Origin of the sequence: Paenibacillus sp. MABNR03 (genome assembly GCF_050455445.1) — a bacterium.
GTDB classification, from domain to species: Bacteria; Bacillota; Bacilli; order Paenibacillales; family Paenibacillaceae; genus Paenibacillus; species Paenibacillus xylanilyticus.
Window position 1 is genome coordinate 425,038 of record NZ_JBCIYR010000002.1, and the last position, 26,934, is coordinate 451,971.

The following is a 26,934-nucleotide window of genomic DNA, read 5'->3' on the forward strand; positions in this document are numbered from 1 at the left end:
AGTTATCGCGGATCAAACGGGAAGTCAAAGTTAACCGTTGACAATCAAATCTAACTGTATTAATAATAATAGTACAGTTAATACACCTCAGTGTTAGAAGCATACACTTCAGATACAGTCAGTCATTATTTAGCTTACGGGGTATTACATCATATTTTTTTGGAGAGGAGGTGCGGGATGTTCGAATTAGATGTACGCAGCCGTAAGGCGATCTACGAACAGCTAGTGGACAAAATCAAGGAAATGATCGTGTACGGTGTTCTCCAACCTGATGAGCAGCTTCCTTCCGTGCGCACACTGTCAGCGCAGCTGACCGTCAACCCGAATACGATTCAGAAGGCATATCGGGAGCTTGAACGTGAAGGTTATATCTACTCTTTGCAGGGAAAAGGGAGCTTCGTATCATCGTCTGTGGAACATCCGAATGCAGCCATGAGAGATGAGATTAGAGCGGCACTGGTGAAGCTGATTGCAGAAGCTTCGTATTCCGGTTTAACCAAGGCGGATCTGACGCTTTTGTTCCAGGAAGCGATGGCCCGTATAGAAAAGGGGGAGCCGAATGATTGAGCTGAATCAGGTCATTAAAGCGTTTGAACATGAAAAAGCGGTTGATGGCGTAACGATGCACATACATAAGGGATCAATCTACGGTTTGCTCGGTTCCAACGGGGCAGGCAAAACATCGCTGCTCAAGATCATAGCAGGCATCTATCGTCAGGACAGCGGAACAGTTCGCATCGATGGGGCTGAAATTTATGAAAATATGGACCTCAAGGGCCGCACTATCTTCATGGCAGATGCGCCCTACTTTTTCCCGCAATCTTCCATTACCCAGATGGCTGCCTTTTATCGTTCGGTATATCCGCGCTGGAATGAGGAACGGTTCGCGCAGCTGGCGGCAGTGTTCAAACTGGACGTAAAACGCAAACTGCATCGCATGTCCAAAGGCATGCGCAGGCAGGCAGCTGTGTGGCTCGGGCTGAGCTGCATGCCGGAAGTGCTGCTCATGGATGAGCCGATTGACGGCCTTGATCCGGTGATGCGGCAGCAGATCAAAAATCTGCTGTTCCAGGAAGCCGCCGAGCGCCAGGTGACCATTATTATTTCGTCGCATAATCTGCGTGAAATCGAAGACCTTTGTGATCACGTCGCCATTATGCACAAAGGCCGCATTATAGTAGAGAAGGATCTCGATGATCTGAAGGCCGATACACATAAAATTCAGGTTGCTTTCCGCCATCCTGACGATGCGAAGGCAGTGGACGACCAATTGAACATTTTACATGAAGAGATGCGGGGAAGTGTCTCATTATACATTGTCAAAGGTAACCGTGAGGACGTGACGGAACGGTTTCGCTCCCTGAATCCTTATTTGCTGGACGTGCTGCCGCTGACGCTGGAAGAAATATTTATTTATGAAATGGAGGATGCAGGGTATGATATTCAACCGATTATTCTGTAACCGGGGCATCCTGTACCAAAATTTCAGGCAGCATGGCTGGCTCGGCATTCTGTACCTGATCACGCTGCTGTTTTCGCTGCCGCTCCATATTGCGACGGAGCATAGGGATATCCCGCAGCAGATTACCAGCTTGTTTCAGTCGAACGGGGAAACCCACATTTTGTTTGCAATCACCTTCCCGGTGGCGATGGGCATTTTTCTTTTCCGTTATATGCAATCCGGAGCGCCGTCGGATTTGTTCCACGGTTTGCCGCTGCAGCGCAAACATCTGTTAACGGTGAATCTGCTAACCGGCTTCGGGATGATTCTGGTTCCAATCTGGCTTACCACAGCGATTACCGGCTGGGTATGGGCTGCTCAGGATGGACTCGCTTTTATCTTTAACGGCAGTGAGATCTGGATGTGGGGTCTTAGCATGAGCATTTATTCGCTGTTTATGTTCATGCTGACGGTGGCTGTGGGCATGTGCATCGGCCAATCCGTACTGCAGGGACTAACGGTCTATGCAATCCTGTTGCTGCCTGTCGTGTTCTGGTTTATCTTTACGCTGCACCTGCAGCATTATCTGTTTGGATATCCATACGGTGATATGAACAGCTACGCGGAGAAAATATCCCTTGTTCTGCGTATGGCTTCAATCAGCAATTATCCGGTGATTGGTAGGGAACTCGCAATCTACGCAGCTTTGGCCCTTGTATTCATCCCATTGTCTTATGTCTTATATGCCAAGCGCAAAGTGGAATCCGCTACCCAGGCCATTACGTTTACCCTTGTAAAACCAATATTTCGCTTTGGTTTGATGTTTACGCTGGTACTGATTGGCGGAGCCTACTTCACGATGATTGCACCGCCAGGATCAACCGGGTGGACCATCTTCGGGTATGTTCTCGGTGGTATTGTCGGGTACATTGTGGCCGAGATGATCATTCGTAAAACGTGGCTGATCTGGAACGGCAGATTACTGCCCAAGCTGGTTCTATATGGTCTCTTGTCTGGGTTGATTCTGTACGTGCCTGTTGCCGATTGGAACGGATACGCTGCCAGAGTGCCAGAGATGAATGATGTCAAAAGCATTAAACTTGGCGGGGATCATTACACTTACGTTAACGGTGTGAATCAGAAGGTGGATGATCAACCATTTTACTCGGATGACCCTGAATTTATGGAAGCTGTCCTTGCCCTTCATCAAAAAATAATCACTTCGGATCTGTCTTTGCCAGACCCCGTTTATCCGGATGATAATTATGATGAGTATGTTTACATTAACTACAAATTGAATAACGGCAAGGTCATGAAGCGCAGATACCAAATTCCTGAAGCCGAATTCAGACAGGAACTGATGGCTTTGAAACAGTCCCCGGATTATAAAAGGGTGGCCTATGATACGTATAAACTGGATGAGGATTTGCTCAGTATTGGTATCCGTTCAACCATCAGTTCGTATCGCAAAGTATACATTGGCAGTCCTGACCAGGTCCGTGAGTTCAAGGAGCTGCTGAAGCAGGATATTCTGGACCAGACCTATGAGGAGCAGCGTTCCCCGTGGCAGTCGTTTGCATACGCGGAAATGAACCAGGAATCGGCTTCAAATGATCCGCATCAACCGAAAGAGATGTGGAGTTTTGAAATTAAACCCAGCTATGACCGGGTGATCGGATGGTTAAAAGAGAACAAATTATACGATCAACTGCTTATTACTGCCGATGAAATTGCTTCGGCCCAATTCGTGAAGCAGGAAATCAATAGTCCGGGCTATCCTCAGTGGGTAACTACTCAGCCGGAATATATTGATGGGAGCTTAAGTGGCAGCAAACAGGTTGCGACTAAAAATAAAAAGATCATCAGCGACCTGCTTGAACGTCAGCGATCAGGGGAACGGACGGAGAAAGCAACCGTTTATCAGATCAAGCTGAATGCCATCCGCGGTGAGAACATCTACATGATGCTGAAGGAAGAGGATTTGACCGAAGACATGAAGGCCATTTTGGCCGATCAGTAGATTACATTGTAAGCGGGAAGGGTTCTCCCGCTGCATGATGTTGTATGATGTACAGCCTGGAGGCTGACTTGACGAAATGAGAGTGTTGGAATATATTAGAAAAGGTTGAGATTCGCGCTAAAAACAAGATAAAACTGCGAATTATATAGGGAACGGTTAATAAGGGAAGCACCCGTAAAATCAGGCAATCGTCTGACTTTGCGGGTGCTTTTTTTGTGTTTGTTTCGGCCGCTTCACCTTGGATCAACTGGAGAACGAAGAAGTAGTATTACATTTAGAGTGAACGAGGAGGAAGGTTCAATGAACATGGTGGAAGATCGATTCAACATGGACCAAGGCACGAGTCACGGTCATGTTGCGAGGAGAACTGCAAGGTGGTTTATCATCCGCCTGTGCATCTCGCTGCTGCTGGTTGTCAGCATGGGCTCAATCCATGCCTTCACACCAGCTGCCGAGGCGGCAGGACCGGATCTTGGTGTAACCGCGCAAAAGTCGTGGGAAGCCCTGCTTAAGAAGGCGGATGCTCAAACGAAAGCTTCCCTGCAGCAAGCGTACCAGAAAGTGGGGAACTGGACGACACAGGAGCAGAGCTGGGAGCAGAAAACCAAAACACTTCATGCAGCGAATGCGGCTGAGTTATCCAGGCTTCGTCAGGAAATACGGAAAGCAGATGAAGCGAAACTGGCTGCTCTGGCCGATACGTTGAAGCGTACCCAAACCCGGTATGAACCGATGTTTACGTTGTATACCACAGTCAACAAGCAGCTTGCAGCAGCAAGAGCCGCCAAAAACAAGGAATGGACGGCCGCACTCCGAGCCCAGGCGGAGATACTAAAACCGGCTGTACAGCTGGCGAAGGCAGATGTTCGCATGAAGAAACAGCAGCTTGCCGATGCCCGCAAACGCAAAAGTACCGAGGATAAGCGTCTTCGAAGTATGCTTGCGGCGGCTGACCCGTTCAAGAAACAGATTCAAACAGGCAAAAAGCAGGCAAGCCTAACCAAAGAAAGATACGCGAACGCATTGAAGCTGTTCAAACAGAACATTAAACAAGGCCAGCCCTCACGTGTATTGAGTTCATTGAATCAGCTCTCATCTGCTGCTGAGAAGTGGGCGGGCTCACAGCAGAATATCCATGCACTGGAGCAAAAGGTTGCTGATATCTACCTGAAAGCAAAAAAGGAGCTCGCAAAGAGAACACAATAGATGAAGTCCAGTTCGGTACCCCACCAACATAATGAGTCCATTCCACTTTTTGCATGAGTACAGTCGAAGATGAACCGGGACTATGATACACTCGGATATAAACGACGTGCAGGAGGCTGTGAATGGCAGACAAAGAAGATTTGACCCGATTCGGCGTGGCATTTCCTACCCCGCTGATTGAACAGTTTGATGAGTATATTGAAGAGCGGGGTTATAAAAACCGATCCGAGGCTTTTCGTGATTTGGTTCGCAAAACGCTGCTGGAGCCTTCTCATCTGCAATCGGAGCAGGATGTGGCGGGTACCATTGTCATGGTTTATGACCACCATATCAGCGATCTGCCGATTCGGCTGATGGAATTGCAGCATCAGGCACATCATGACATTATCTCCAATATGCATGTACATTTGAACCACGATCAGTGTCTGGAGGTTATCGCAGTAAGGGGCAACCTGGGGCGCCTGCGTCATCTGCATCAACAGATCCAGGTGCAAAAAGGGGTACTCTATGCCGAATTGTCCGTGACATATGTGGATGAACTCAACAAACTCGCGACCCGTCACAGCCAAGATCACGATCACAATCACAGCCATCATTATGAATGAGTTTCAGCTCTTCATCATGTAGCCCCATACATTTAAAACAGACTGTTGGTTAAGAGCCAACAGTCTGTTTGTGTTGTCAACGTTTCTGACCTGGTTGTTTGAGGTGACAGAGTAAACACCATAAATCCACCGTAATATTTTGTGAAATGAAAATAAATGGATTTCGAAGTCAACTTAGTTAACACGAAAAATAGTAATTGTGCTACAATTGCTAAAAATAGTAACACGGTTACGGATTGAACAGCATCCAGTCTGGAGAATTGCTGCATATCCAAAGGGGGAAAAGGGTAGATGGGCCAATTTTCATGGAGAAAACGTTCAAGCCAAGCAGGGCTGAGTCTTTTGCTTGTATGTGCGGTTGGACTGGCAGGATGTGCACAAGGTGCATCCTCGGTCAAGGAGAGTGGGCAATCAGCAGCTTCACATTCAAGTGACGAGCTGGTGCTTGCGGTTGGTACGGAGCCTGAAGGTGGATTCGATCCGACAACAGGTTGGGGACAGTATGGTTCACCGCTCTTCCAGAGTACTTTGCTGAAAAGGGATGCCAAGCTGCATCTGGTCAACGACCTGGCAACAGACCATTCCGTCAGTGAAGACGGTCTCACATGGACGATAACGCTGCGGGATGATGTGAAGTTCTCTGATGGTGAGCCACTCACGGCAGAGGATGTAAAGTTTACGTTTGAAACGGCGGCCAGCAGCGGATCGGTGATTGATCTAACCAATATGGCTGGTGTACAGGCTCCTGATCCAACAACGGTTGTATTCACATTGAAGACGCCGCAGTCCACGTTTATCAGTGTTTTGACTACACTCGGGATTGTCCCTGAACACGCCTATGGCTCCGATTATGCCGAACACCCTGTCGGATCTGGTCCATACAAGCTGATTCAATGGGATAAGGGGCAGCAGGCCATCGTGGAGGCCAACGAGGAATACTACGGCCAAAAGTCTGCATTCCGCAAACTGACATTCCTCTACCTGGATGAAGATGCAGCCTTCGCAGCGGCACAAGCCGGATCCGTGGATATTGCCGCCATTCCGGCCGCATTCAGCAAGCAGCAGGTGAACGGCATGACACTGGAATCGGTCAAAACCGTGGATAATCGGGGCATCATGTTTCCCATGCAGCCAGCTGGCGGGACTTCTGCAGACGGCTTTCCGGCAGGGAATGATGTGACGTCCGATCTTGCCATCCGCCAAGCGGTGAATGTAGCCATTGACCGCAATGCATTGGTCGAGGGGGTGCTTGAGGGATATGGCCGTCCGGCTTATTCCGTCAGTGATGATCTGCCTTGGGGCAATCCGGATACTGTATTCGCAGATGGGGATGTTCAAGAAGCGAAGCGGATTCTGGCGGATGGAGGCTGGACCGATGCAGACGGTGATGGGATTGTTGAGAAAAACGGTGTAGAAGCCGAGTTCAACCTGCTCTACTTTGCAGGAGACCTGACCAGACAGTCGTTAGCGCTTGCTGCAGCGGATATGGCTGCTCAAGCTGGAATCAAAATCAATGTGGAAGGCAAGAGCCGTGAAGAAACGAAAAAACAGGCTTACGCCAATGCCGTCCTATTTGGATGGGGCAGTCACGATCCGCTGGAAACCTACAATTTGTACAGCAGTACGCATAAAGGAGAGGGGTACTATAATGTGGGACTGTATTCCAACCCGGCGGTAGACCGCTGGATGCAGCAGGCCCTTCAGGCTACGAGTGAAGAAGAAGCCCTTCCATTCTGGCAAAAGGCAGAGTGGGACGGGACGACCGGATTCAGTTATCAGGGGGACGCCCCATGGGCATGGTTGGTCAATATTGATCACCTGTATCTGGTCAAGGAGGGTCTAAACATTGGTGAACAACAAATTCACCCGCATGGTCACGGTTGGCCGGTGACATCCAATCTGGAGGAATGGTCCTGGGATGACAATGCGAAATAGGCATCGAGGGGACAGATCCAGCCTGAATCAAGGAGAGATGGTATGACAGGCAGTCGTGGATGGGCCATGTTTATTGGTGTTAAGATGTTGCGACTTTTATCTCTGCTGGTAGGAGTCAGTGTAGTGGCTTTTATATTGATGCAATTTTCGCCTGTGGATCCGGTAGAGGCCTACATTGGCGGAGACATGATCAGGGTGAGTGCTGAGCAGCGAAGCCTTATTGAAGAACGCTGGGGATTGAATGAACCTCCTACCCAGCGGTTATTGGCCTGGGGCAAGGCACTGCTTCAGGGTGATCTGGGAACATCGATGATCTACAGACAGCCGGTTGCTGATATTATTCAGGAACGATTCCTGAACTCTGCTGCGCTTATGGCGGTGGCTTGGGTTCTATCCGGTGTGATTGGATTTGGTTTGGGTGCAGCCGCAGGGATGAGAAGGGATTCCAAGCTGGATCGTCTGATCTGCTGGTATTGTTATACGCTCGCTTCCACCCCGGTATTTTGGATGGCCTTGCTCCTGCTCATGGTGTTCGGTGTATGGCTTGGATGGCTTCCGGTGGGTCTGGGAGTACCCGCAGGGATGGCAGCCGATCAGGTCACATGGACGGATCGAGCCATTCACATGATTCTCCCTGCATTGACCCTGAGTCTGACAGGTGTGGCAGCCATTGCCCTGCATACCCGTCAGAAGCTGTTGGACGTACTTGAATCGGACTATATTGTCTTTGCCAGAGCAAGAGGCGAGCGAGGGGTACAGCTGTTTCGCAGGCATGGATTCAGACATGTCGTGCTGCCCGCGCTAACACTGCAGTTTGCTTCATTCAGTGAATTGTTCGGCGGAGCCGTTCTTGCAGAGCAGGTATTTTCCTATCCGGGCCTGGGGCAGGCCACCGTTCAGGCTGGGCTGCGCGGAGATGTGCCGCTGCTGCTTGGGCTTGTGCTGTGCAGTACCGTCTTTGTTTTTACAGGCAATATGATTGCAGACATTCTGTATCGTATCATTGATCCGCGGATGAAGGAGGAGCTGGTAACATGAAGCCGAAAGTAGAGCAGTCCTCCAGACCGGTCCGTGAAATGCCTCGGTTGCAGAAAGTGATATTGGGCAATAAGGGGAAGCGGTACAAGGGTGAACCACCGAAGCTCCAAGCAGGAATGTCATTAGGGGGAAATGACTTCAAGAGCCAGCAACGGTATCACAATCCGCGAAAACGGGCACTGATCAGGGGGAGTTTTGCATTGATCTGGATCGCGATCGTGTGGCTGACAGGGTTCATGCTCCCCGCAGAATCAACCTTAACTTCATTAATGGATCGGAATTTGGCCCCGGTATGGGCACATCCCTTCGGCACGGATTGGCTGGGGCGAGACATGTTCATGCGGACATTAAAGGGATTGGCGACCAGCATTCAGGTTGGGCTGCTTGCTGCCTGCGGTGGTGGGCTCGTGGCACTGCTGCTCGGTTTAGTCGCCACTTCGGGCAAGCTTGCTGACAGGATCGTTTCCTGGCTGATTGATCTGTTTCTGAGTGTGCCTCATCTGGTGTCACTGGTAATGCTGGCCTTTGTCTTTGGTGGAGGGTTGTCCGGCGTGGCGGCTGCCATCGCCTTCACTCATTGGCCGAATCTGGCCCGGATTGTACGTGCGGAGATGATTCAGCTGAAATCCGCAGACTATATTCATATTTCACGCAGGCTGGGCCAGTCCCGGTTTCGTATTGCTGTACATCATATGCTGCCTCACCTTGTACCGCAATTGTTTGTTGGTATATTGTTGATCTTTCCTCATGCCATTCTGCATGAGGCTGCCATTACGTTTCTGGGACTCGGGCTGTCGCCGCAGCAGCCAGCGATTGGCATTATTTTGTCAGAGTCGATGAGATATCTATCAGCAGGCATGTGGTGGCTTGCCTTTTTCCCGGGGCTCGCGCTGTTATTGGTTGTTCGTGCCTTTGATGTACTGGGAAGCAGTTTGAAGGTATTGACAGGTACAGGCAGTTCAAGGGAGGTCGGATCATATGGCTCTTCTTGAAGTAAAGGGAGTCTCCGTTTCGTTCAGACGTGCTCGTGGCTGGTTTGCACATGAGGAGAGCAAGGTCATTCAGGATCTGGATCTGACCGTGAATGAGGGCGAGATTGTAGCTGTCGTCGGTGCGAGCGGGTCTGGTAAAAGTGTGCTGGCACAAGCGATCATGGGCATTCTTCCGGCCAATGCCAGGATGGAGGGACAGATCAGTTATGCGGATGAACCACTGACGAGAGAGCGGCAGCTTCGTCTGCGCGGGGATGAACTGGTGTACATTCCCCAATCCGTTAGTTATTTGGACCCGCTGATGAAGGTGGGGAAGCAGGTCCATCCTGTTAATCGGAAGTCAGATCAGCGCCGATTGTCATCCAGATCACAGATGGAAAAAGCAGAACAGGAGCTGGCGGGCCGCTATCAATTGCCTCAGGGAACCTCCAGGAAATATCCGTATGAGCTGTCCGGAGGCATGGCCCGGCGGGTGCTGATGGCTACAGCGACCTCCGGTGAGCCCAAGCTGATTATTGCCGATGAGCCGACTCCTGGTATCCATCCGGAAGTGCTGGCTGAAACGATGAGGCAATTTCGGAAACTGGCAGATCAGGGAACAGGCATTTTATGGATTACCCATGACATTGCCTCTGCATTGACCGCAGCAGACCGTATCGTCGTATTCTATGCCGGTTCCTGTGTAGAGACAGCGCAGGCTGTCGATTTTACGGACAATGGAAATGGTTTGAGACATCCTTATACACGTGCACTATGGGATGCTTTGCCGCAGAATGGATTTCAGCCCATCCCGGGCTCCCAGCCCCTAGCGGATCAACGGATGGAGAAGGGATGCCCGTTTGCACCCCGCTGCCAAGCGGCGACTCATGCATGTATAGATAAACATCCTGAAATACGCAAGGTCCGAGGTGGAGAAGTGAGGTGTATTCATGCCACTTGAAGCACGGAATGCAGGTTACCGATACAACAAAGATAACTGGATATTTCGCGAGATGAACATGGAAGTGGAGCGTGGACAAGTCGTGGGATTGTGGGGACCCAGTGGATGCGGAAAAACGAGCTTGGGGCGCATCCTTGCAGGATATGCCGAACCTGTGACAGGACAAGTGCTGCTGGACGGGAAGCCGCTCCCTTTAACGGGAGTTTGTCCAGTCCAGCTCGTATTTCAGCATCCCGAGAAAGCAGTCAATCCACGCTGGCGAATGCGGCGTGTGCTGGGCGAAGCTGGGATGGAGGACCAACAGCTGCTGGATGCATTGGGTATTCAGTCTGGCTGGATGGATCGCAGACCCGGCGAACTGTCTGGTGGTGAGCTGCAGCGTTTTTGCGTAGCACGCGCACTGGGCAAGGAGACGCGTTACCTGATCGCCGATGAGATGACTACGATGCTGGATGCCATTACTCAGGCCCAGATCTGGCATACTGTAATGGACACGGCTCGCCAGCGCAAATTGGGGCTGCTTGTCATCAGCCATGATCATGATCTGCTGAGCAGGCTGTGCGACCGGATTATTCCCATGCCTACATTGTAGCTGCAATCAGAAATAAGCCATCTTCCCTTGATCAAATCCAGGGGAGATGGCTTATTTTCAGTATTTTGCATCAATCATTTTATTTGTTTATTTTGTTCAAAAGCACGGATAATCTGCGCATGGCTTCTTCAACTGTTGACCGTGGACAGGCTACGTTCATGCGCATGAATCCGGTGCCTTCCAATCCGAAGACTGTTCCGTCATTAAAGGCGAGGCCTGCGTCGTTCAGCAGCATCCGCACAAGATCTTCCTGCGGGATACCCAGCTTGCGGAAGTCCATCCAGAGCAGGTAGGTTGCCTCAGGCAGCTCGATTCCAACGTCCGGCATATGCTCTGCAGCATACTGCTGTACGTATTCCATGTTTCCGCGAATGTACGCAAGACAGTCGTCCAGCCATTGCTCGGCTCCGTTATAGGCTGCCTCTGCTGCAACAGCACCCAACGTGCTGATGCTGGCGAGCCCCATCGTTTTTACACCTTGCATAAAGGATTCCCGCAGGCTGGCGTTCGGAATGATGATATTGGAGGTGCACAGGCCGGGAATATTAAATGTTTTGCTTGGTGCCGTGCAGATGATGCTCAGATCCGCGATCGCATCCGAGACAAGAGTCAGCGGTGTATGCGCGCCACGTTGGTGCACAAGATCGGCATGAATCTCATCCGAGACCACCAGTACATTATATTGCACACACAGAGCAGCAAGACCTTCAAGCTCTTCGCGAGACCACACACGTCCAACAGGGTTGTGAGGGCTGCACAGGATTAACATTTTGACCCGGCCTGTCTGCAGGCAGGACTCCAGATGTTCCAGATCCATAGTGTAATGGCCATCTTCGAGACGCAGTGGGTTGGTCATCAGTTCTCTGCCTTGACCACGTACAACTTCATAGAAGGGGGCATAAACCGGAGTCTGGATTACAACGGCATCTCCCGGTACTGTGAACCGCTGGACGGCAATACTCAGGGCAGGAACGATCCCAGGTGTGAATACAACCCAATCATCACTGATGGTCCAGTTGTGACGCCGCTCCATCCATTCTCTCAAAGCTTTATGATAGGATTCCGTACGTACCGTATAACCGAAGATGCCGTGTTCCATGCGAGTCTGTAACGCCTCAATGACTGATGGTGGTGCGGCAAAATCCATATCGGCCACCCACATGGGCAGGGCATCGGCCACACCGAAAATTTCCTCCAGCGCGTCCCATTTCTCTGATCCGGTAGAGAGACGATTAATCGGCTCATCAAATGTGTTTTTCTTCATTATTAGGTTCCCCCTTCTAATCCGTTCATTCGACCACAATCGACAGATTATTATCTAATAAATTTGCTGTTTTCGCAACTCCCAGCCTCAACTTAAACTCCATAAGGTATGGTCCGAATTCCCTGAATTTATTCATAAATTCATGCATTTTCTATCATTTGATTCCAGTCACGATGTAAAAGCTACTTTTGGTTAAAGGGTTATTCCCTACAACTGAAAAAACCATCACAGTGCCATCTTACGATGACTTCCTGCAATGGTTATAGACTGGCTCAGCTTGTCTCATTCAATGAATTACAAGTGCTCGTTGAACCATCCGGCGATGTGCTCAAGACGTCGTACCCTCAGATGTGGGTGGCCGCCTCTGGACAGTTCATGATTAGCACCGGGGAAACGAACGAGCCGGGTTGTCTGTTTGCGGCGCTTCAGAGCAACATACAGCTGCTCAGCCTGCTCAATCGGACAACGCAGGTCCTGTTCACCATGCAGGATCAACAGCGGCGTATTTACATTACCGACGTAAGCAAGAGGGGAGTGTTTCCATAATTTTTCCGTATCGTCCCACGCATTGCCGCCAATCTGATCTTCTGTGAAAAAATAACCGATGTCACTCACGCCGTAAAATGAGAGCCAGTTGGAGATGGAACGCTGGGTGACAGCCGCTTTGAAGCGGTTCGTGTGCCCGACAATCCAATTGGTCATGAAGCCCCCGTAGCTGCCCCCGGTCACGCCCAAGCGGGTTTCATCAATGAATTCGTAGGTGGATAAGGCATAATCAACGGTCTCCATAAGGTCGCGGTAATCACCACCGCCATAGTCACCACGGCAGGCGTTCACAAATTGCTGTCCATAACCCAATCCGCCTCGTGGATTGGTATACACAACGGCATAGCCCTGTGCTGCGAGCATTTGGAATTCATGCATAAAGGTAAAACCATACATCATGTGAGGACCGCCATGAATTTCAAGAATGGTGGGGATCTTGATGCCGTCTACCATGCCCGCCGGTTTCATGATCCATCCTTGCAGTTGAATTCCATCCGAAGTATCAAACCAGAAGGTTTCCGGTGTACTGAGCTGGATCTCCCCTTCCAGCTGGGGATTACTGTGAGTCAGTTGAATGGAATCTGTTCCTTGATCATCAAGCTTGGGATATAAAAAGAGGTCACCTGGGTTTAGCGTATCCGCTGCGCCTGCAACGATGTGTCCGTTTTCCAGTTCAGCGAACTGATAAAATTCCTTCTCAGCTGGTAATATATACTCAGCGTGACTGCCATCCCGCGCAAAGCGTGCAATTCGGACACTGCCCTGGGCAGTAGCCAGACAGAGAATGGATGAACCGTCGCGGCTAAATACCGGACCTGTCGGGGTCAGATGTGCGCGCATATCCCCAACAAGGCTGTGATTCATCTGTACGTCCCAGTCACTGCTCAGGCACACAGGTTGGCCGCCCGAGATAGGAAGGGTGTAGAGTTTCACGAGTGTGGCATTTCCGTAGGATCGATCACTGGCAAGCAGGGCAAGAGATTGTCCATCTGGTGCATAAGCCAAACGGCTGAAAGTAAATCCTTCCGGGGTTAGCTGCTGCACATCGGACCCGTCTGCTTTGGCCTGGTACACGTGATTGGTCAGTGTATAATCGTTATGCTCCTCACCTTCCTCCGGCATTTGGGCAATCCAGACAATGGATGCTCCGTCAGGTGCCCACGCATAATCTCCGACATCATAGTGACCTGAGGTTACTGGTGTGGCTTTACCACCATCGATCGGGATAAGGAAGAGGTGAGTCCGTCTGCCATTCCATAATCCTCCGCCATCGGACTTCATGCGAATACGGTCCACAACGAGTTCTTGCAGCAGTTTGCTGTCCTGATCGGAGTCTGCTTCAGTTTCTTCAAGGATATCGACCGAAGATTTTACAAGTAACGTCAGGCCGTCCGGAGACCAGGTGAGTGAACTGGCCCCGTGCTTCAATCGGCTGATCTGTTGTGCTTCTCCCCCATCCGAGGCGATTAGCCAGACTTGTGTTTTTCCGTCATGCTCCCGCAAAAAGGCAAGCTGTGACCCATCCGGCGACCAGCAAGGTGAATGATCCTTATCACCGGAGGTGAAAGCTCTGTCCTTCCGGCTCTCCAGATGGAAGAGTCTCAGGTGAGAAGAATAACCGTCTCGTTTTTCGTTCGTTTTCCGGCTTACATATACCAGCTGTCCGCCATTGGGAGACGGAGTTGGATCATTAACCCATGTCATCTGAAAAAGATCTTCCGATGTGATGCCACGCAGACTGTTCATTGTTTGTCCTCCCCCTGATTTAGCAGATATAATTTCCTGACCTTTCCATTAATACTAAAGGAAAGCGGGAATGAGGACAACATGCTTCTACACGTCTGGCGATTACTCTACTCAACATGTGCCAGCGTAGAAGGAATTGCTGAATATACGGCGAATCCTAATGGTTGAATTGTTATGAAAGAGCTGGATATTGGCCTGATCATGCTGTTTGATATGTTGGTGTTTTGGTTAATAAGTTATGTTATTTCTGTCTGTCTATCTGTCTATCTGTCTATCTAGTAAAGAAAGAATTCATATATAGATATAGATCATACATATTTCTGTTGAAATGAAGGAGGAGTACGAAATTGTCGACATCCTATGAACAGCAGCATGTGGAATATCCTAGCCGAAAACGAATGGGATGGCTTGCGATGGGGGCGGCACTTTTTGTGGCAGCCGGATTTTTTTTGATGTTTAGCGACTCTTCTGATTCAGGAGATTCTGTAATTTCTTCGGTGGTTGGTCTTGTTTCTGTCCTGTTTTTTGGACTCTGCCTCTGCTACAGCCTGGTGAAGATCATTAAGAAGGAACCTTCCTTTGTCGTCGATGACCAAGGATTCGTGGACTCCTCATCGTATACATCAGGAGGATTCATCCCCTGGAAAGATGTAGAGAATATTTTCATGTATGAGCTGATGGGGCAGTCTATGATCGGAGTTAAACTTAGGGACGAGAAGGCCTTTCTGGATCGTCAGACTGGCGTAAAACGCAAGCTCATGACCGTGAACACACAGATGGTGGATGCTACGGTGAGCATTGCTCAGAGCAGTCTGTCTTTACCGCTGGAACAGCTATATATCATGATGGTTGGAAGATGGAAGCGGGCGAGTGAGGAAGCGCGTACGCGTAACCCGCTGGGCAAGTCTTAAAATCGAACTAGTCTCAAATAGGAGGTATGCAAATGACACATGGACAGAAGAAGCGCACCGTTCTGCTGCCTGATGGTACTGCACTGCCTGCCATTGGGCAGGGTACCTGGTACATGGGAATAAACCGTTCCGTCCGAGCAGAAGAAGTAAAAGCATTGCGTAACGGCATTGAACGCGGAATGACGGTGATTGATACCGCAGAGATGTATGCTGAAGGCGGAGCGGAGGAAGTTACCGGAGAAGCGATAGCGGACTGCCGGGATGATGTTTTTCTGGTTTCCAAGGTCTATCCGCATCATGCAGATCGCAAGCAGATGGTTACCGCTTGTGAGAACAGTCTTAAACGTCTCGGTACGGATCGGCTGGATCTGTATTTGCTGCATTGGCGGGGACGTGTGCCGCTTGAGGAGACAGTTCAGGCTTTGGAGCAGTTGAGAGAAGCGGGGAAAATTGTGCGCTGGGGCGTATCCAATCTGGACACGGAGGATATGCAGGAATTATGGGATATTCCGGCTGGACAGCATTGCGCCGTGAATCAGGTATTGTATCATGCGGCATCACGCGGCATTGAAAACGATCTGCTGCCCTGGTTGCGGGAACGACATGTCCCTGTGATGGCGTATTGTCCGCTCGCTCAGGGAGGAAGGCTGCGGACCGAGCTGCTGGAGCATCCGGTCATTCGTGATATTGCCGGACAGCGGGGAGTCAGTACATCACAGATTGCATTATCCTGGGTCATCCGTGATGGTGATGTGTTGGCAATTCCCAAGGCCGTACAGTTATCTCATGTGGCAGAGAATGCCGCGGCCATGGACATTGTTTTGACACACGAAGAAGTGGAACGGTTGAATGGTGCATTTCCTGCACCTGAAGGCAAAGTTCCTTTGGACATCGTATAGATTCGGTGTATTACACTAGGCTAACTCACAGATAGCTGATGCCAAGAAAGAGCAGATCTCATGATCTGCTCTTTTTTTATTTTGCTCAGAGTGTTTGGACATTCATGAGAAATGATTGCATAAAGTTAGAAAGGAATGGGCTTTACATTACCAGAACACCAGTGTACTATATAACTAACACACCGATACAGGAAGGAGCGAGTGCTTTGTGACTATGGAATTTGATAACAACTTACCTATTTATCTGCAGATTATGCAGTACATCAAGAAGCAGATTGTAACAGGCACACTGAAGGCTGGAGATAAGATTCCTTCGGTTCGTGAACTGGCGGCTGAATTACAGATTAATCCCAATACGGTACAACGAACATTTCAGGAGTTGGAGCGGGAAGAAGTAGTGGAAACGAAACGGGGTCTGGGAAGATATGTGACAAGTGAGGAGTCGAAAATTATGACGATCAAAAAAGAAATGGCAGGAGAGCTGCTGGAGCGTTTTTTGACAGGCATGCAGGAACTGGGCATTGAGGAGCAGGATATCGTTACGATTGTAGCGGAGGCCGTAGCGCAAGGGCAGCATTCACAGCAGGGCAATGAACAGGGAGGGGCGGGGCATGAGTAACATCCTTGAATTGAATCACGTTAGCAAAATGTATGGCGGCAAGAAGGCGCTAAGCGATGTTACACTTGCCATCGCTCCGGGCAGAATTGTGGGACTGCTCGGAAGTAACGGCAGCGGCAAGAGCACCCTCATGAAGCTGGTTGCGGGTTTGCTGCATCCTACGAGTGGAACCATTCAGATTACGGGTAAACCGGTTGGACTTGAGACCAAGTCACTCGTTTCTTTTATGCCGGATCGCCCATTGACCGAGAAATGGATGAAGGTTCGTGATGCCATCGCATACTACCGCGATTTCTATGCTGATTTTGATGAAGTGAAGGCCAGGGAAATGCTTGATTTCATGAAGCTTGCAGAGGGTGACAAGGTACGGCATTTATCCAAAGGCATGAACGAAAGACTTCAACTAACACTAGCTCTTTCCCGCAAGGCTCGTCTGTACTTACTGGATGAACCTATTGGAGGTGTCGATCCGGTTGCCCGCGGCAAGATTCTGGATGCCATCGTGAAATTTTACGACGAAGACAGCAGCCTCATTATTTCCACCCATCTTGTGACGGATATTGAGCGGATTTTCGATGAAGTCATTTTCATTCGTGAGGGCGAGAAAGTGATGCAGGAAGAGGTAGAGACGCTTCGCCTGAAATACGGTAAAAGTGTGGATGAAATGTTCAAGGAGGTTTATGCGGAATGATGACATTGTTGAAGTATGATTTTAGAAGAAATATAAGCAGCCTGCTGGCTGGGCTGGCGATCCTGATTGTCATTCAGATCGTTCTGGTATCATTCCTTCCTGAAGTGGAGTCAGGCATTCTGGCTATAGTAGCCTACATCGGCATAGGCGTGGCCCTGTTTGTGAAAATGATTAAAACCTACTGGTCCAACATCCGAGCCTACAATCGGCGGCTTGTACCCGTGTCGGAATTATCCCATGTGATCTCTCCACTTTTGTTTGGAACGATCTGCGGATTGGCATTGTTCGCTGTGGGGGTACTCCATTTCACCATCTATAATGCCGCATACCCGGGTTCACAGGTCGCAAGTTATATCGAGATTATCAACATTGGAATTTCGGATGTAGCAACGGGTGTCCTGTTTGCCTGGTGGACTGCGATGTTCATGGCCGTTACCATCTTTTTGTCGATCTCCATTGGTGGAAGCTTCCGTTTCAAAGGCGGACCTTGGATTGGCATTGTTTCATTTTTCATCCTGAGCACCCTGGTAAGCTGGCTGGATAATCTCATTTTCTCCGGACGGATTGATCCGATGGACGTTTTCCAGGTTACCGAGAGCGATACCGAAATTTCGTTTACCTCCAGCATGTTCGAATGGTCTGGTGCCGTGTATGCGCATATTGTGTTCGAAGCTGTGCTCATGGCTCTGTTTATTGCGGCGGCGGTTTATCTGAACAGCAAAAAGGTAGAGGTTTAGACCACCAATTCATTCTTAAGTTAGCACATCTGTCAGATGGATCAGAGGATTGGTTATACTCCAGGCAGCACAGCTGAAACGGGCGATCACGATCGCTCGTTTTTTTATGGTCTGGAAGCTGGGAATTCTCCACGTTATGAAGCCTTTTCCAGTTCGCATACGTAAATAGAGATATAATGTGTGCTTTATGCCGGAGCAGGTTTAATTTGAGTAAAAGGGGAGGATGTCATGGAGCTGTATTTCAGGGACAACTTTTTCAACGCAGGCTACACCGAAATCATGACTCAGGATCAGGAGCAGGCAGGACATTTGGATTTGAAAAGTGCATTTGGCACATCGATCGATGTGTTCGATCCAGCGGGGCTGACCTGCAGCGGTCAATTCCGCATGTTAAGCAATCGCTGGGAAATAACCTCAGCGGATGGAGGACAAATGGGTGTCTTACGAGCCAGAATGAGCTTTTTCAGCAAAAGGTATGAATATGATGCGGGACCACGAGGTGTGTATGAGGTAACCGCCCCGGCATTTTCTCAGGAATATGACATTACCGGGATGGGCGGCAGAACGGTGGCAAGCTTTAGACGTACAAGCGGCTGGTTCAGTTCGGGAGCTTTTGTACTAAATAATGAGTCTGATCAGCTGGAATCCTATGAATTGATAGCCGTCGTTATGGGTGTGCATGCGATTAACAAAAGACGGAATTCAGCCGCCACATAGATCATATTAACCAACCCGAACCAGATGGTTCGGGTTGGTGTTGTTATGGGGTTATTCGCATCACGTGAGCCGGTTCAGACCTCACTTCTGGCTCCGGATCTGCATAGCGGGCAAGCACCTTGGCAGCGGTCTCGGACATGCGCTTTCGAAGCGCCGCATTCTCTACAATTCGAACCCGTTTGCCCAGAAAACGCATTTTGGACAGCACATAATCCATTTCACTTCGGGGAATCGTCAGCTCAATCCGGTAAGAACGCTGTGCTTCCACGTACTCAACCTGTTTCTCGAAGCAGGAGAAGGCATATAGAATTCGCGACAGTTCCTGGTTGAATTCAGGCAGCACTTCAATCGTGACCGTTGTCTTTCGTTTCTCGGTCAAAATAGGAATCAGTGCGATGTATTGCGACAGACTTTCCGGTTCGATGTGCTGTGGCTCCGCAGTGATAATGCTGCGCAGCTTGGTTGACATCAGCTTGCCGAAGCGGGGAGCGTACCAGAGCACGTACCATTCTTTTTTGACCATGGAATATTCAAGCTTATAAGGGAACCCGAATTGATCCTGAATGATTTGCCCATTGCGGACCCGCCCCGTCAGACGAAAGCCCTGCTGATGCATAATGATCTTTCGCAATGGTTTGAGCAGGGGATGGGAGACGCTGTTTTCTTCACTCTTCGCTTTTTCGGTCAAGTACTCCTGCAGGTTCAGATCCTGCTCCATATCCAGCATATCTTGCAGTTTGCTGTACGTGGAAGGGGTCAATGCTTCCTGGGCAGCCGTGTGATTCAACATCATTCGGAGCCAGGACCGTTCCTGCGAAGTCCAGGTGAAGAGTCCAGTCTCATTCAATCTCGTCATGATCTGATAGTTGAACATCTTCTCGAACAGATTCATAATATTGCGCAATCTCCTTCCATTCCTTGATCATCTCCTGACGCAGCCTATGAGGTGCGATGACCTCGCAGCTTGAGCCGAAGCTCCGAAGCCACGGCTTAATCTCCGTTGTACCATTCACCCGGATTTCATACAGAAAGGTGTGATCCGTTTCGGGTGTAATCGTGCCCCACTGGCCTTGCAGACGCACCCGATCCAGAATGAAGTTGCGCTGCTCGCTCTCGGGATGAAAAAAACGGACTTGAACGGTTACCGTTTTTGCCGTATCCACCAGCCAGCTGTACCGGCTGGCCTCAGCCCATTGCTGTTTGAGTTCAAGCATATACGCTGCGTCGACCGCATCCAGTTCCTCCATCTGTGTAATGCCTTCCATCCGAAACTTCACAAACCCACGGCGCCCTTGATATCCAATGACATACCAACGGCCATACTGGTGATCATAAACCACTTCGAGCGGAAGAATCCGATTGGCGTGTCCGCCAACTTCCCGTTCAAATCGCGGATTTGTATTCTGCGAGCTGTAGCTGGAGGGCTTTTTGGGTGGAAAATAGACAAACTGGACTCGCTTGCACTGGCGAATGGCACTAAGCAAGGTGTACAAGTGCGCTTCGTCCAGAATGCGGGAATAATAATGGTACTTGTATATAAAAGGTTCAGTGACTTCCTGCTCGGGATAGCTAGTGGCAATTGCCTTCTTGAGACTGTCTCTTAACAAATATCCCTGTACTGACGGGACTTGGGTATTGGCCATGATGTCTACAAAATCATATAACTCCAGCTGCTCCTGGGCCGTTAGTTTGGTGAGGACGTCCTGCTGCAGCATATATCGATAAGGCCTGCCACCTGATTCCTTCCGGATCACGCCGACTTCCTCCAGATACTTCAGATCGATGCGGATCGTTTTTTCGTCAGGCAGTGCCAGTTCCTCGGGCAGATCGGCACAGCAGGCATCCAGTAGTTCCAAGGCGGTCAGTGCGCTGCCTTGCAGCGTATGTAAAATGACGGAAAGTCGCTGAACCTCCGTCTCTTTCATCGATTTGGCACGATAGAGGAACAGCAGCATGGGTTCTGCAGTTTCACCATACTGAAAACGGACGAGGTCCGTCATCTCTTTGCTTGGCTCGGATCCGCTGCGCGGGTCCGCAACAGTTTGCATGATTTCTTTTAACCTGCGTGTGGTTTTATCAAAGGTATGTACGGAGATGCCAAGTCGTTCGGCATACTGTTTGCGATTGTATGCACCGCTTGTCAGTGACAGCATGCGGAGAAACTGAATTTCTTTGTCAAAGCTTTCTTTGGCCATGAATCATCACTCCCTGGTGGCCTGGAGTCAGGCAAATAGGATAATGGAATGCTAAGCTTCTCACTTCTCGTATCCCTTCATTGTAACAGGAAGAGTGGCTGGTTTCATTTTAAACTTATAAAGGTCGCCATACTTTCGCCATGTTCTTGTATAGATGGGTTAGGCATAATGAGGGTATGAAGAGATGTTTGGAAAACAACAGAACAGATGAAGGAGGCAGGCAGACATGACCCACGTTCATGAAGAAATGAGAGAGACGATTCGGCAGCAGCTTGCACAGATTGAACAGGAGGAACGGGTGCGCATTATCTATGCCTGCGAGTCAGGCAGTCGAGCCTGGGGATTTCCTTCACAGGATAGTGATTATGATGTGCGTTTCCTGTATGTGAGACCGCTGGAATGGTACTTGTCGATTGAAGATAAACGGGATGTCATTGAACGGCCGATCAGTGATCAGCTCGATATTAATGGTTGGGATCTGAAAAAGGCGCTCAAGCTGTTTCGCAAATCGAATCCACCGCTGCTGGAGTGGCTGCAATCGCCCATTCGCTATGACGAACGGTACAGTGTGGCAGAACACATTCGTTCATGGTCTCCGCTCACGTTCTCGCCCAAGTCGTGTATGTACCATTATCTGAACATGGCCAAAGGGAACTTTCGGGATTATTTACAAGGCGAGCAGGTGAGAATCAAAAAGTACTTCTATGTGCTGCGTCCACTGCTCGCGTGCGGCTGGATCGAACGATATGATGCAATGCCGCCAATGGAGTTCGATCAGTTGCTTGAGGAGATTATACCTGCCGATACCCTGCTCTATGCAGAAATTCAAGAGCTTTTAAGACGAAAAAGAGCCGGCGAGGAGCTGGATCTGGAGCCGCAGCTGCCAGCCATTCAATCCTATTTGGCAGAGAAAATTGAGCATTACGAACACATGGCTGCGTCCATGACGAATGAACAGGTAATTCAATATGAAGAACTGGATCGCATTTTCCGCTTCGCACTCGAAGAGGTATGGGCGGATGAAGTGTAGGCAGAAGGACATGAAGGCATAGTAATCAAACCGGAAACGTTCCGCGCCTGGAATGGGAACAAAATGATCCAGCCTGCGATTAAAGTACGAGGACGTGCATATTTGCACATCATCTATGGGATGGATTACCTGGAACCCGACAATTTGTCCCGGCTCAGTAAACGCAAAACGTCCAAAAAAGAACGTCATGCCCTGATGGAAAGCGCACTTGGGATGGAGGGGATTGAGCGTTTTGTACGCAGGGAGCCTGTGGAGCGGGTTCATGAATGTGTGCTTGCGACACTCTCTCTGGAGTCCGAAAAGGTCGATCCTCGATTGTAATAGAGTTCGAAAAAGCGGGGAATGCATATTGTATTAGCTAGAAATAAGGCAGGTTTGGATGAGATCCAGGCCTGTCTTTCTTTTTATTTGTAAAAATTTTGCATTTAAGATCATTTGAATTAGGAGTCTTAATTTCAATATAACTAACCTAAGCCCTATATCCTTCCCATGTCATCTGGGTAATAATGTTATATAAGCAAGTAGTCATTGGAATCTCATAACGTAACGATAGGGGGTAACCTGCATGGCGTCAATGATTCTGCTGGTGAAACAGACGGAGGACGATGAAAAGGTTATTTATCGATTCGGACCCAATGAGCGGAAGATGGGACTGATTGAAATGAACAAAATCAAGGAAAGCGTGAAGGAATTGGAACCCGTTCAGGTCGAAGGGGTAAACCCCAGCTTTTTCTTCAATCGGGCAGCACAGCGGCTGGTCCGATGTTTGTTCAGGGAAGGTGGTAAGTTTCCAGAACGGACAACGTTTGAATCCTAATTTTCCTCGGGCTGTGCAGTAAGAGTTACTCGCACAGATGGCATATGTTGTGACACGAAAAAAGTCCAAGCTCATCCGATTTACGGAGCGCATGGACTTTTTTTGTGTATCAAAATGTTTTGGCAAAAGAAATGAGTGCCGTAATGGTAATGATGTTCAAGAGTGTCGAGATGAGCACCGTCTGAGCGGCAAAGTCAGGTTCGTTGTCATATTCCTCGGCCAGAATGGACGCATTTACACCGGTAGGCATACCGGATGCAATAATCAGTGCCTGTGCAGCAATCCCCTCCAGACCCAGTAGCAATACAATCGAGATGCCGATAGCCGGACCAATCAGGAGACGTAAAAATGTGCTAATATACACATCAAGACGATACAGCCGAATAGGATATTTTACAATCTGTGCTCCGAGTGTCAGCAGTGCCACGGCAACCATACTTTGCTGTGCATACGTCAGCGGCATGGACAAAAACGTTGGCAGTGGCACCTTCCACATATGGAACAGAATCCCCAGTAAGAGTGCATAGGGAACCGGCATTTTGAGAAACCCGATAATCACCGCACGGTAGTTACCTTTTAGCTTCGCACCCTGGATGGATAGTACTCCATACGTAAAGGTCAGCAGGGACTGCAAGGACATGACCAAAGCCTGTATGGAAGAGGCAAGCGGGTCTCCGCGAAATACGAGCGCATTAATCGGCAGACCATAGTTGCCTGCATTGTCCAGCATAACACTGTTGTTGAATGCTGCCTTCATGCCTTTACTCAACCGAAGTGTACGTGCAAACACAGACCCTACGATGTACAGAATAACTACATATATGGCATAGAACAGAGTGACAGTCCCGAGCAGTTCACCCGACATATCGGAATGATACATGCTCATAAAGACGGCTGCGGGGGTAATACAATAGAAATTGATTTTGGCGAGGGTGTACAAGTCGAGCTTGAACACCTTTTGCATCCAGGACCCGACTCCGATCAGGAGAAAGACGGGCAGGACGACTTCAAGCATGATGTCTGCTATCATCAGTTCAGCTTCCTTTTTCATGAAAATTTCAGTCCGATTTCGAAAACACTTCAACCATTATATCATTTTATACACCAAGGAGGTCATGTGAATATGATTCCAGATCATCTGGATGTTGGGTTATCGATTCTGTTTATCGGATTCAATCCCAGCATTACATCAGGCGAAACCGGTCATCATTATGCCTATAAAGGCAACCGTTTCTGGCGCATTCTTGAACGTTCCGGCTTGACTCCTCGTTTATATCATCCGGAAGAAGACGGTGAGCTGCTTAAACTAGGGTATGGATTTACCAACATTGTAGCCCGGCCCACTAGAGGCGTGGAAGATATTACACGTGAAGAATATGCGGAGGGACGCCAGATTTTGCGGCAAAAGCTGGAGCAGTACCGACCGGAAGTTGCCTGTTTTGTTGGAAAAGGAGTGTACACCCAGTACAGCAAGCGCGCGAAAGTGCAGTGGGGCTTCCAGGACGACCCGGTAGTCCCGGAAATTCAGGAATTCGTTGCACCGTCCTCCAGCGGACTGGTACGCATGTCGATGGATGAGATTGTTGCTATCTACTCACAGCTTAGTGACTTTGTTTCGCAGAAACGATGAGGATTATAAGCGGGAGAGAGAGGCTGAACAGGTTTACTAACTTAGCCAAAGCTCGATGTGGATTCGCCCAACCGGCTATAACCGGATCGGAGCGAATTCTTTTTTTTGGGATAAAGTGAGAAGTTTTGGAAAGTACTTCCGTCTATATAGTACAGAACCATGCATGGAAGCTGTAGAGAAGGGGGATTACATGACTCAACATATGCAGGAGGAGGAGCTCATCGAGCGAATTATGGCGGGGGATAAACAGCTTTTTGCCGTGCTCGTGGATCGATATAAAAATAAAGTCTACGGCATTCTACGCGGAATGGGCGCGAGTCATCCGGATGCGCAGGATCTTGCACAGGACACGTTTATCCAGATCTATCGCTATCTCCCAACCCGGAGGGAAGGAAGCAGTTTCTCTTCCTGGGTATATACCATCGCTGTGAATCGGATGCGGGATTTTATCAGGCAAAAGAAACCCGTGATGATGGCAAATGAACCCGGTATGGAGCCAGCCAGTGAAGAAACACCGGAAAGGCATGTGCTGCATAAGGAGATGCAGCGGGAAATATACCGCCAGATGGAACAACTGCCGGAATCTTATCGGCTTGTCCTGCTGTTGAAATATACCAATGAGCTGAGCTATGGAGAAATTTCAGATATCACCGGCATGAGTGCAGCACAGGTTCGTAACGCCATGTACCGCGGGAAAAAGATGCTGAAGAAACAGATGGAGCGCAAAGGAGGGTTGGCTACATATGAAGCCTATTCCAAATGATGAGGACCGATTATGGGAACAGCATTTGTTCCGCGAGGAGCCGGATGCAGACTTTACACTTCAGGTGATGAAGAAACTGGTTGATGTGTCCATGGACAGTGAGGCAGACAGGAATTTATTCGTGAAAAAGGCTTCTAGAACCCATTGGATGCGCCGTATGGGGGTTACAGCAGCGGCTGTTGTAATTCTTGCAGGGGGAGCCTGGTTTGCTAGGGATTATAAAATAGGGCCTGAACAACCTGCGGTCAACGCAGTGAATAATCCTCCACTTCCCAATATTCCTGTACCAGAGGAACTGAAGTACTCCTATCTCGCCGATGATTACAAACGTCTCAAGCCACTCGGTCTTGTAGTTAACCCAAATATTCATATCGAGGATCAGGGCTACACGCTCAAGATCGAGGATGTGCTTGTGGATCGCTCGCAGATCGTAATTACTACGCAACAAACCATGCCTGATGGTTTAAATCTAACTGCGTTAACCCCTGAAATGGGGAGAATCCATATTACGGATGATCAGGGGCGACAGGTTGCTAGTCTCGTTAGAGATACCAGATCAAGTAATTCTACAGTTGAACGATTTGCATTTCAGCTGCACGATAATATTCCTGATGAGGTAGTTGTACGTGGGGAGCTGGGGCATTTGAATATAGGAAGCTATTATAATTTCGAGACAAAATCGTACGAAGATAAAGATGTCACGGTGGATTGGAGCTTCCAGTTCAACATCGATATGACCAAAGCCAAATCCCTGGCTGTAGAAGCTCCTATGAATAACACATATACAACGCCGGAAGGTTTGAAATTGGATATGACGCAGCTGGTACGAACGCCAAACGGAACCCGGCTTGATATGAATGTAAGTCTGAATGATCAGTTGAGTGCAAAAGTCGGAGAGGATTGGGAGGAACAAATGGAACTGCTGTACCATCTGGAGATACCTGAAACTAATGAGTACCGTGTATTTAACGGAAGCAGGTCGAATGCCCGTCAAGCCAAATTCAGATTACGGGATACAAGCCAGTTAAGCCTGGATGGGGGACAGATGAGATTGTCTGAGACGTGGGACCCTGCATTTGTGACGGTGGATGCGAAGAAGATTCGCTTTGTACTGGATGGCTACACCATTCCGGTGAAGGAAGAGAAACTCATTGAGGTGGATTTGGAACAGATCCGCAGCAAACCGATACAGTATGATGATCCGGACGGTAAAATTGCATTGCATGATTATAGTTTTGAAGCTGCACAGGAAACATATAATTTATCAAAGGGGCAATTGGAGAAAGAATCCTCCCTTGTTCTAGAAGGAACTAGCAGCACCACTATTAAGCACTTTAACTATAACGAGCATTTGGTGGCTATTGATGATCAAGGAACAGAATATCCTGTTGAATTAATGGGTAGTTCTACAGGTCAACCCAATAGCAAGGGAGAGTATACCATAGAGGATCTCAGACTGATTATCCGTGGCTTTTATAAGAACAAGGGGACAAAACTTACCATAAAACGAACGGTCTTGAAGCAGGATTTTAGTGATGTTGATTGGGAAGTTGATTTGCCCACGTATACAAGCCTACCATGGCAGAAATGATGATCATTC

General features: G+C 49.1%; 26 protein-coding genes and 1 pseudogene. 22 read left to right on the forward strand and 5 right to left on the reverse strand.

Annotated elements, in window-relative coordinates; genetic code table 11:
* Window positions 1-177: 177 nt before the first annotated feature.
* The 10 genes from AAIH57_RS10490 (at window position 178) to AAIH57_RS10535 (ending at window position 10,769) form a co-directional block, all read left to right on the forward strand.
* Window positions 178-567: a GntR family transcriptional regulator gene (locus AAIH57_RS10490; RefSeq protein ID WP_175398052.1), complete on the forward strand. Its 390-nt coding sequence runs from the start codon at window positions 178-180 to the stop codon at window positions 565-567.
* On the forward strand, window positions 560-1,462 hold the full coding sequence (locus AAIH57_RS10495) for an ABC transporter ATP-binding protein (RefSeq protein ID WP_430021585.1): 903 nt from the start codon (window positions 560-562) through the stop codon (window positions 1,460-1,462). Before AAIH57_RS10490 ends, AAIH57_RS10495 begins: the two co-directional genes overlap by 8 nt.
* Window positions 1,437-3,461 carry a hypothetical protein gene (locus tag AAIH57_RS10500; RefSeq protein WP_430021586.1) on the forward strand — a complete coding sequence of 675 codons (2,025 nt, stop codon included), beginning with the start codon at window positions 1,437-1,439 and terminating at the stop codon, window positions 3,459-3,461. The genes AAIH57_RS10495 and AAIH57_RS10500 overlap by 26 nt, the downstream gene beginning before the upstream one ends.
* Before the next feature lie 300 nt (window positions 3,462-3,761).
* On the forward strand, window positions 3,762-4,667 hold the full coding sequence (locus tag AAIH57_RS10505) for a hypothetical protein (RefSeq protein WP_430021587.1): 906 nt from the start codon (window positions 3,762-3,764) through the stop codon (window positions 4,665-4,667).
* Between the two features lie 122 nt (window positions 4,668-4,789).
* Entirely contained in the window at window positions 4,790-5,272 is a 483-nt protein-coding gene (nikR, locus tag AAIH57_RS10510; protein WP_430021588.1) for a nickel-responsive transcriptional regulator NikR, read from the forward strand.
* Between the two features lie 291 nt (window positions 5,273-5,563).
* Entirely contained in the window at window positions 5,564-7,207 is a 1,644-nt protein-coding gene (locus AAIH57_RS10515) for an ABC transporter substrate-binding protein (protein ID WP_430021589.1), read from the forward strand.
* 42 nt (window positions 7,208-7,249) lie between these two features.
* Complete coding sequence (locus AAIH57_RS10520) at window positions 7,250-8,245, forward strand: ABC transporter permease (protein ID WP_430021590.1); 996 nt, start codon at window positions 7,250-7,252, stop codon at window positions 8,243-8,245.
* Window positions 8,242-9,237, forward strand: a complete 996-nt coding sequence (locus tag AAIH57_RS10525; protein ID WP_430021591.1) for an ABC transporter permease — start codon at window positions 8,242-8,244, stop codon at window positions 9,235-9,237. The genes AAIH57_RS10520 and AAIH57_RS10525 overlap by 4 nt, the downstream gene beginning before the upstream one ends.
* Entirely contained in the window at window positions 9,224-10,177 is a 954-nt protein-coding gene (locus AAIH57_RS10530) for an ABC transporter ATP-binding protein (protein ID WP_430021592.1), read from the forward strand. Before AAIH57_RS10525 ends, AAIH57_RS10530 begins: the two co-directional genes overlap by 14 nt.
* Window positions 10,167-10,769 carry an ABC transporter ATP-binding protein gene (locus AAIH57_RS10535; protein ID WP_175398060.1) on the forward strand — a complete coding sequence of 201 codons (603 nt, stop codon included), beginning with the start codon at window positions 10,167-10,169 and terminating at the stop codon, window positions 10,767-10,769. The genes AAIH57_RS10530 and AAIH57_RS10535 overlap by 11 nt, the downstream gene beginning before the upstream one ends.
* A gap of 79 nt (window positions 10,770-10,848) precedes the next feature.
* Here the strand turns inward: AAIH57_RS10535 and AAIH57_RS10540 are convergent, their stop codons facing one another.
* Window positions 10,849-12,033 (reverse strand): MalY/PatB family protein, encoded by a 1,185-nt coding sequence (locus AAIH57_RS10540; protein WP_175398061.1) that lies wholly within the window; start codon window positions 12,031-12,033, stop codon window positions 10,849-10,851.
* Between the two features lie 294 nt (window positions 12,034-12,327).
* Complete coding sequence (locus tag AAIH57_RS10545) at window positions 12,328-14,325, reverse strand: S9 family peptidase (RefSeq protein ID WP_175398062.1); 1,998 nt, start codon at window positions 14,323-14,325, stop codon at window positions 12,328-12,330.
* A 347-nt stretch (window positions 14,326-14,672) separates the two neighbouring features.
* On the opposite strand from AAIH57_RS10545, the gene AAIH57_RS10550 reads away from it, so the two are divergent.
* The 6 genes from AAIH57_RS10550 to AAIH57_RS10575 all read left to right on the forward strand — a co-directional run bounded on the left by AAIH57_RS10550 (window position 14,673) and on the right by AAIH57_RS10575 (window position 18,899).
* Entirely contained in the window at window positions 14,673-15,236 is a 564-nt protein-coding gene (locus tag AAIH57_RS10550; protein ID WP_175398063.1) for an STM3941 family protein, read from the forward strand.
* Window positions 15,237-15,268: 32 nt separating this feature from the next.
* Window positions 15,269-16,135, forward strand: coding sequence for an aldo/keto reductase (locus AAIH57_RS10555; protein ID WP_175398064.1), 867 nt, complete (start codon window positions 15,269-15,271; stop codon window positions 16,133-16,135).
* A 208-nt stretch (window positions 16,136-16,343) separates the two neighbouring features.
* Complete coding sequence (locus AAIH57_RS10560) at window positions 16,344-16,754, forward strand: GntR family transcriptional regulator (protein ID WP_175398065.1); 411 nt, start codon at window positions 16,344-16,346, stop codon at window positions 16,752-16,754.
* Window positions 16,747-17,445 carry an ABC transporter ATP-binding protein gene (locus tag AAIH57_RS10565; protein WP_175398066.1) on the forward strand — a complete coding sequence of 233 codons (699 nt, stop codon included), beginning with the start codon at window positions 16,747-16,749 and terminating at the stop codon, window positions 17,443-17,445. Before AAIH57_RS10560 ends, AAIH57_RS10565 begins: the two co-directional genes overlap by 8 nt.
* Window positions 17,442-18,182, forward strand: coding sequence for a hypothetical protein (locus tag AAIH57_RS10570; protein WP_175398067.1), 741 nt, complete (start codon window positions 17,442-17,444; stop codon window positions 18,180-18,182). The genes AAIH57_RS10565 and AAIH57_RS10570 overlap by 4 nt, the downstream gene beginning before the upstream one ends.
* Before the next feature lie 228 nt (window positions 18,183-18,410).
* On the forward strand, window positions 18,411-18,899 hold the full coding sequence (locus AAIH57_RS10575) for a hypothetical protein (RefSeq protein WP_175398068.1): 489 nt from the start codon (window positions 18,411-18,413) through the stop codon (window positions 18,897-18,899).
* A gap of 43 nt (window positions 18,900-18,942) precedes the next feature.
* Here the strand turns inward: AAIH57_RS10575 and AAIH57_RS10580 are convergent, their stop codons facing one another.
* Both AAIH57_RS10580 and AAIH57_RS10585 read right to left on the reverse strand, forming a co-directional pair.
* Window positions 18,943-19,791 carry a WYL domain-containing protein gene (locus tag AAIH57_RS10580; RefSeq protein WP_430021593.1) on the reverse strand — a complete coding sequence of 283 codons (849 nt, stop codon included), beginning with the start codon at window positions 19,789-19,791 and terminating at the stop codon, window positions 18,943-18,945.
* On the reverse strand, window positions 19,739-21,094 hold the full coding sequence (locus AAIH57_RS10585; protein WP_430021594.1) for a helix-turn-helix transcriptional regulator: 1,356 nt from the start codon (window positions 21,092-21,094) through the stop codon (window positions 19,739-19,741). Before AAIH57_RS10585 ends, AAIH57_RS10580 begins: the two co-directional genes overlap by 53 nt.
* Before the next feature lie 226 nt (window positions 21,095-21,320).
* Between AAIH57_RS10585 and AAIH57_RS10590 the strand changes: the two genes are divergently transcribed.
* From AAIH57_RS10590 to AAIH57_RS10600, 3 genes and pseudogenes are all read left to right on the forward strand, one after another.
* Window positions 21,321-22,124 (forward strand): nucleotidyltransferase domain-containing protein, encoded by an 804-nt coding sequence (locus AAIH57_RS10590; protein WP_430021595.1) that lies wholly within the window; start codon window positions 21,321-21,323, stop codon window positions 22,122-22,124.
* Window positions 22,125-22,127: 3 nt separating this feature from the next.
* A pseudogene (locus AAIH57_RS10595) lies at window positions 22,128-22,445 on the forward strand (polynucleotide kinase-phosphatase); the annotation flags it as partial.
* 244 nt (window positions 22,446-22,689) lie between these two features.
* Window positions 22,690-22,941, forward strand: coding sequence for a hypothetical protein (locus AAIH57_RS10600; protein ID WP_095288864.1), 252 nt, complete (start codon window positions 22,690-22,692; stop codon window positions 22,939-22,941).
* 109 nt (window positions 22,942-23,050) lie between these two features.
* Here the strand turns inward: AAIH57_RS10600 and AAIH57_RS10605 are convergent, their stop codons facing one another.
* Window positions 23,051-23,971 carry an AEC family transporter gene (locus tag AAIH57_RS10605; protein WP_430021596.1) on the reverse strand — a complete coding sequence of 307 codons (921 nt, stop codon included), beginning with the start codon at window positions 23,969-23,971 and terminating at the stop codon, window positions 23,051-23,053.
* 93 nt (window positions 23,972-24,064) lie between these two features.
* Between AAIH57_RS10605 and AAIH57_RS10610 the strand changes: the two genes are divergently transcribed.
* The 3 genes from AAIH57_RS10610 (at window position 24,065) to AAIH57_RS10620 (ending at window position 26,925) form a co-directional block, all read left to right on the forward strand.
* Complete coding sequence (locus AAIH57_RS10610) at window positions 24,065-24,571, forward strand: mismatch-specific DNA-glycosylase (protein ID WP_430021597.1); 507 nt, start codon at window positions 24,065-24,067, stop codon at window positions 24,569-24,571.
* Window positions 24,572-24,761: 190 nt separating this feature from the next.
* Window positions 24,762-25,334: an RNA polymerase sigma factor gene (locus tag AAIH57_RS10615; RefSeq protein ID WP_430021598.1), complete on the forward strand. Its 573-nt coding sequence runs from the start codon at window positions 24,762-24,764 to the stop codon at window positions 25,332-25,334.
* Window positions 25,315-26,925 carry a DUF4179 domain-containing protein gene (locus tag AAIH57_RS10620; protein ID WP_430021599.1) on the forward strand — a complete coding sequence of 537 codons (1,611 nt, stop codon included), beginning with the start codon at window positions 25,315-25,317 and terminating at the stop codon, window positions 26,923-26,925. The genes AAIH57_RS10615 and AAIH57_RS10620 overlap by 20 nt, the downstream gene beginning before the upstream one ends.
* Window positions 26,926-26,934: the final 9 nt, after the last annotated feature.